Origin of the sequence: Streptomyces sp. NPDC053755, assembly GCF_040677675.1 — a bacterium.
In the GTDB taxonomy this organism is placed as follows: Bacteria; Actinomycetota; Actinomycetes; order Streptomycetales; family Streptomycetaceae; genus Streptomyces.
The window spans coordinates 146168-152167 of the sequence record NZ_JBFASK010000018.1 but is presented as its reverse complement, the minus strand read 5'-3'; the positions used below and the strand labels follow the sequence as shown (position 1 = coordinate 152167).

Genomic DNA, 6000 nt, shown 5'->3' with positions numbered 1-6000 from the left:
TCCCCGACGCTCTTCCGTTCTGCGCCCACCCCGTGCGGGGTGGGCGCCGTCGGCCCCCCGGCCGTTGCCGGCCCCCGGTCCTCACTCCCCGGTCGAGAACTCCTCCTCGTAGTCGACGTTCTCGACGATGTGCACGCCCCCGACGTGGACCTCGAAGCTGCTGGTGTACTCCCACTCCCGCTCGTCGGCGGCGGCGGGGACGGCCGACGCGAGGGAGAGCGCGGCGAGGGCGAGGACGGCGGTGACGGCGAGGCGACGCATGGGTTCCTCCACTGTGGTGTGGTGCGGACTGGTGTGGGACGCATTCCACGCCCCGCGCCGGTCACACGGTGGTTCACCCGAACCGGTGGCCGCCCTCGGCCCGTCGGCGCGGCACCGGGTGCGGACCCGGTGCCGTCCGGTAAAGGACTCGCCCGTACCTGTGGCGGCCTCAGTCGCCGCTGGTGTAGCGGATGCGCACCCACAGCGGCAGCACGAACCAGCAGAGCAGGTACCAGAGCAGGACGCCGGAGACGAGCCACGGCACGTACGGGTCGTGGGTGGCCACCCTGAGGATGAGGAACAGCGCCGACGTCAGGGTCGCGAGGAGCAGGATCAGTCCCGTGAAGGTCAGCCGGGACGCCCAGACGACTGCCTGCGGCTTGATGCGCCGGCCGGAAACGATCCGGTGGAACGGGACCGGTCCTATCAGAGCGCCGGTGGCGAGGGACCCGAGGACGACGGTGACGATGTAGATCGTCTTGTCGGTCTGCTCCAATCCCTGGAACAGCGGTGTGAAGGCCACCGTGAGGAGGAATCCCAGGAGGATCTGCACACCGGTCTGGGCGACCCGTATCTCCTGGATGAGTTCCTGCCAGCGCCGGTCCGCGCGTTCGACCTCCGTCTCGGCCCGGCCGTCCGGCCTGTCGTCGGCCCGCTGGCCGGGCACTGCGGCCGTGCCGCCGGCTCTCTCGCCGTACGTCTCCTCGCGCCGCTCGTCCGTCGGCGTCGCGCCGTTCCTTCCGGCGTCCATGGACATCTCCTCCTGCGAAGATCGGTTCGCCGCGCCCGTCGTCCGGAGCGCGGTAGGGGGTCGGGTCGTACCCGTCCCGGGTCAGGTGCGGCGCGGCGCCCACCACCGGCGCCTGCGCCGCGGGTGCACCGCCCTGCCCAGACGGCGGCCCACCAGGGCGTAGCCGAGGAGGGCGCCACCCGTGTTGAGCAGCACGTCGTCGATGTCGAAGGCGCGTCCCGTGATCAGGGCCCCCTGGACCAGCTCGACCAGGAGCATCGTCACCACCGTCAGCAGCGCGATGCGGACGAACCCGCGGGTGCGCGGGGACACGACCGGCAGCAGCAGGCCGAAGGGCACGCCCAGGAGCACGTTTCCGCCGAGCTGCTTGACGGTGTCGCGGAAAGCCGGCTGGGAGAGGTAGGCCCGGATCGAGTCGCCCGGCCGGAGGTTCGTATGGGTGAGCACCTCCGAGGCCGGTGACGGCTGGAGGGTCAGCCGGGCGAGGACGACGCCGAACGCCACCATCGCCGCGAGGGCCAGGACCGTGACGAGGACGCGCATGACGGGGCCCGGCCCGGTTCGCGGGGCCTCCGCCTTCTCCGCGGGCGCCTGTGGAGTCGCTTGCTCCGGCTGCTCGGCCGTGGTGCGGCGCCATCCGATACGCGGCGTCATGAATCCCCCCAACTCCGTACTGCTCCAGGAAGATGCGCGTACCCCGGAAGGACGTTCGGACACGCGTCGGCGCACGGTTCCCCGGTGGGGTCCGTGCGCCGACGGCGGGGCGGTCGACGGGCGTTACGAGGCGTCGCGCACCGATCCGGTGAACTCCGGTCCGGGACGCGGCTCCCAGGTCTCGTCGTAGGTGATCAAGCGGCCGCGGAGGAGCTCCTCGGGTTCCCTCAGCCGGTCCGCGACGGTGGGGACGGTCACCTCCGTGCTCGTCCGCCCCGCGGGGACGGTCACCGGCAGGGACGGCCGGTCCACGACCGAGGAGAGCGGCCGGGCGGGATCGGGGGCCTCGCCGAACAGCTCCTCCAGCCAGCGGCGGTCGACGTCGGCGGTGGACAGCTCCGCGCCGCCGGCGAGGGGCAGCAGGGCGAGCTCGCCGGCGACGTCCGCGTCGGCGGCGGAGGAGAGCGTGACCCTCCAGGTCAGCGCCTTGCCTTCGGTGACGTCGTCCGCGACCGGGGTGAGGGTGACGGTGGGCATGGGGTCGTCGTCGCGTGCGGTCACCCCGCCGTGGTGCGAACCGACGACCGCACCGCGCACCGCCTTCACGAACACCTCCTGCGAACGGTCGTGGCCGTAGCGGTCGTTGCCGCGGACCGCGAAGGGCACGTCGACGGAGCCGCCGCCCGGCCGGACGGTGACGGTCCGGTGGACGACCTCGTCCGTGCCCGGCCGGGGTACGAAGAAGCGGACCTGGCCGCTGCCGCTTCCGGTGACGCGCACCGGGACACGGTAGGTCCGGACTCCGGAGTCCCCCTCGTCGACCGTGAGGCGGCCGATGTCGACGCGGGGCATGAGGGCGGGGCGGACCGCCGGGGTGCCCGGGCGCCACCCCCAGGCGTCCATGAGCCAGGCCCGGCCTTCGCGGCTGCGCGGGGTCAGTTCGAGGGTCGTGACCCGGGTGAGGTCGAGGCCGGTCCGGGCGGCGGCGGACAGCGGGACGCGGATCTCGCGCGCCCAGTGGGAGGCGGTCCGCTCGCTGCCCGGGAGGCCGTCGACGCCGGCCCGGCCCAGCAGGGCACGGCGGCCCGAGGTGTCGACGAGGGCGACGTCGAGCCGCGTGCCGGTGGAGCCGGGCGGGACGATCACGCGCAGGGCCAGGGCTTCGCTGCCGGCGAGGGAGAAGGGGCGCGCGGCGCGTACCGCCGTCGGGGCGCCCGCGTTCGTCCACCGCATCGCGATCGCGTCGCGGCCCGGCTCGGGCGAGGTCTCCCACGAGGCGAAGTGCGGCGACTGGCCGCCCGCGTCCGGCGGAAGGCAGGCGCGGGCCGGGTCGGGGTGGACCTGGGCGCAGGTCCGGCCGCCGGACACGGTGGCCGAGGGGCCGGGCAGGAAGGCCGGGGTGCGGTGGGCGCCGACGGCGTGGGTGAGGACCAGGGCGGGGTCGGCGGAGGGGGCGCGCCGGCCCGTACCGTCGAGCAGCGGACGCACCCGGTCGTCGCCGGCGACGAACAGCCGGGCCGACGCGGCGATGTAGGTGGCGCCGGCGGCCTGCTGCCGTTCGGCGGTGAGCCGGGTCCTCGTCCCCGGCGTGCAGACCGGGTCCGGGGTGTCGTCGGACCAGAAGTCGTCGTCGGCCGGTGCCTGGGCCTGTCCCGGGGTCCACTCGCTGTTGAAGAAGTTGTGGTTGGCGCCGACCATGTAGACCGCGCTGTGCAGCGCGGCGCCGCGGCCGACCCCTCGGGTGCCGTCGACGTAGATCTCGCCCTGGAGGTCGGAGACGTCCCCGTCGCAGCCGGGGAGGATCGTGGTGGAGGGGACGTCGGGGACGGGGTTCTGACCGAAGACGGTGGGGCCGATGAGGACGTTGCCGCGGATGGTCCAGCGCACGGGTCCCCGGTGGCCGTCCTGGTCCGCGGGCGGCGGGTAGAGGCTGTCGAGCGCGGCCCGGTTGACGCCCTCGCCCCCGCGCGAGTGGCCGACGAGCAGCACCCGTGACAGGTCGGCGGGCGAGGCCGCGCGGACGGCGGACGGGGCGCCGGGGCGGCCGGCGGCCCACTGCGCCCAGCGGGACAGATGGAGCCGTACCAGCGACGAGCGGGCCTGCGCTCCCCCGTCCTCGGCGAGGTGGTCCTGGCCGTTGATTCCGTTGGCGGCGATGGAGACCGTCACGTATCCCTGCGAGGCCAGGAGCCGTTGGGCCCGCAGATAGCCCTGGTGGCTGGGGACCGGCCGGGCGCCGGGCGCGCACGGCCAGTCGCCGGTCACCTCTCCGGCGGTGGTGTAGCAGGTCGCGTGCCGGCCGTGGAGGAACAGCGCCAGCGGACGCCGCCCGGGCGCGCCGGCCGGCCCGACCACGGTGGCGCGCATCTCGACGGGGGCGGGGAAGCCCGGCAGGCGCACGGGGTCGAGGGTGTACTCACCGCCGACGGTGCGGAAGCGGCCGGGGAGTCCGGGGTCGACGGGGTGGGCCGGCGCTTGCCCCCGGGGCGTGGCGGGCGGCAGGGCACGCGCGGACGGACGGCGGGGGGCGCCTTCGGCGTCGGCCGCGTCCAGGCGGCGGCCGCCGGCCGTCACGCGCAGCTCCGCGACCGTCCGGATCGGGGTGTCGCCGAGGGTGAGCCGGTACGTCCGCCGGTCACGCGAGGCGGTCGGCCGGCCGAGTGGACGGTCGCCGGCGTGGAACTCGATCCGGGCGTCGCCCATGGGCACCGGCTCGGGCGCGGTCCAGACGAGCTGCCTGTCGGCGCCCGTTCCGGTGAACCGCCAGCCCTCGGGCGGGTTTTCGGCGTGGTACGGGGTCCGGGGCGCTGTCGTGCGGGGCCCGGGGGACGGCTGGGCGTGCGCCGGTCCCGGCGCCGCGGCGGTCAGCGCCAGTAACGCCAGTGCCGTGGTCACCGCGCGTGTGACACGTATCAAAGCGGTCGTCCTCATCGTCGGTCACGTCGAGGCGCGCCGCAGTCGCCCGGGGCGCCTCCTTCGCCTCGGAGGAGGGCAACCGGCGTGCGGGGGTTGCCTGGTGTGACGCGCGAGGTGCGGAAGCGGCCGGGCGGGACGGCGGGGCTCCTTCACCGCCGTCCGGCCCGGGGCGGCGGGGCTCCTTCACCGCCGTCCGGCCCCGGGCGGCCGGTGGCGGGGCGGCCGGCCGCGGTGCGGAGGGCGGGACCGCGAGGCCCCCGCCCCGCACAGGGCGCGTCAGGTGCGGGGCGCGTCAGGCGTACGGGTCGAAGGGGACGGCGGGCGGCTTCGCCTTGGCGAGGTGGGAGGCGAAGTTGCCGTCCTTCAGGCCGAAGACGGCGCTGCCGAAGTCGGCCTGGACGAGCTTGTCCCGCACGGTCGGGGGATAGCCGTTCCAGCCGACCAGGGTGGGGAACTGCCAGACGTGGTCGTGGTTCTCGGGCGGCTCGTCGTTGCCGTTCGCGGCGCGGAAGCAGTGGGTACCGATGCCGTCCTTGTGGTAGACGATCTTGGGGTGGGTGCCGTCCCACCGGATCCGGTCACGCGCGTGGACGGTGAAGGAGCCGTGGGCGGAGGTCGAGACATAGCGGGCCACGCCGTCCTGCACCCACACCACGACGTGCTCCCAGTCGTGACGGTGGCCTCCGAGCCCGCTGCCGGCGACCGCCTGGTCCTTCTCGAAGTACAGGCCGTAGATGATCGCGCACCAGCCGTTGTTGCACGCGGAGCGCGCGTATCCGTTGGTGTTGCGCAGGTCCCCGGCGTCGCGGCACTGCCCGTTGACGGCGCCGGACGGCTTGAGGCCGCCGTTGACGGTCCCGTCGGGTCCGATGGCGGGGGTGGGATAGCAGCCGTCCGTGTCGTAGTCGTAGGCGGGCTGGAAGGTCTGCTCGAGCCCGTCGGCGTTGCCGGGCAGGGACGGTGGGGGCGCGGCGAGCGCGCTGCCGGGTACCGCGAGGACCAGGGTGACGGACGCGCCGAGGGTGAACGCCAGTCTGCGGATCCGCGAACTCGTCTTCAAGCGGGGCCTCCTGAGGAGAACGACAGGGTCGCGGCTGACATGCCCATATCAGCAATGTCGAACCGCGATCCCCGAGCCGTTCTCCCCGGGGGCTCCCCCGGCAGACGGCCGGCCGGTGGCGGCCCCCCGCGGGGCTGCCACCGGCCGGCCGGCGCGGAGCCGTCACATGGGGTCCGTCATGCCGCCCATCTCCGCCTCGCGCTTGCTCTGCTCCTGGAGCCGGCGGGCCCGGTCCTTGAGCCGCTGACGCTCGTCCGGGTCGGTGGCACGGTCGGCGGCCTGCTCCATCTCCTGCGCCTTCTGGCGCAGCTGCTGCACGCGGCCGCCGGACTCTCCTGCAACGCTCATGATCACTCCT

Annotated in this window: 6 protein-coding genes; all 6 read right to left on the bottom strand. The window is 74.7% G+C overall.

Annotated features, from left to right (window positions below):
- Window positions 1-81: 81 nt before the first annotated feature.
- Complete coding sequence (locus AB0K65_RS19180; protein WP_365717974.1) at window positions 82-261, bottom strand: hypothetical protein; 180 nt, start codon at window positions 259-261, stop codon at window positions 82-84.
- Between the two features lie 169 nt (window positions 262-430).
- On the bottom strand, window positions 431-1012 hold the full coding sequence (locus AB0K65_RS19175; protein WP_365717972.1) for a DUF6328 family protein: 582 nt from the start codon (window positions 1010-1012) through the stop codon (window positions 431-433).
- An 81-nt stretch (window positions 1013-1093) separates the two neighbouring features.
- Window positions 1094-1666 (bottom strand): VanZ family protein, encoded by a 573-nt coding sequence (locus AB0K65_RS19170; RefSeq protein ID WP_365717970.1) that lies wholly within the window; start codon window positions 1664-1666, stop codon window positions 1094-1096.
- 123 nt (window positions 1667-1789) lie between these two features.
- Window positions 1790-4597 carry a hypothetical protein gene (locus AB0K65_RS19165; RefSeq protein WP_365717968.1) on the bottom strand — a complete coding sequence of 936 codons (2808 nt, stop codon included), beginning with the start codon at window positions 4595-4597 and terminating at the stop codon, window positions 1790-1792.
- A 277-nt stretch (window positions 4598-4874) separates the two neighbouring features.
- Window positions 4875-5642 carry an NPP1 family protein gene (locus AB0K65_RS19160; RefSeq protein WP_365717966.1) on the bottom strand — a complete coding sequence of 256 codons (768 nt, stop codon included), beginning with the start codon at window positions 5640-5642 and terminating at the stop codon, window positions 4875-4877.
- Between the two features lie 162 nt (window positions 5643-5804).
- On the bottom strand, window positions 5805-5990 hold the full coding sequence (locus AB0K65_RS19155; protein ID WP_365717964.1) for a DUF6381 family protein: 186 nt from the start codon (window positions 5988-5990) through the stop codon (window positions 5805-5807).
- Window positions 5991-6000 lie beyond the last annotated feature (10 nt).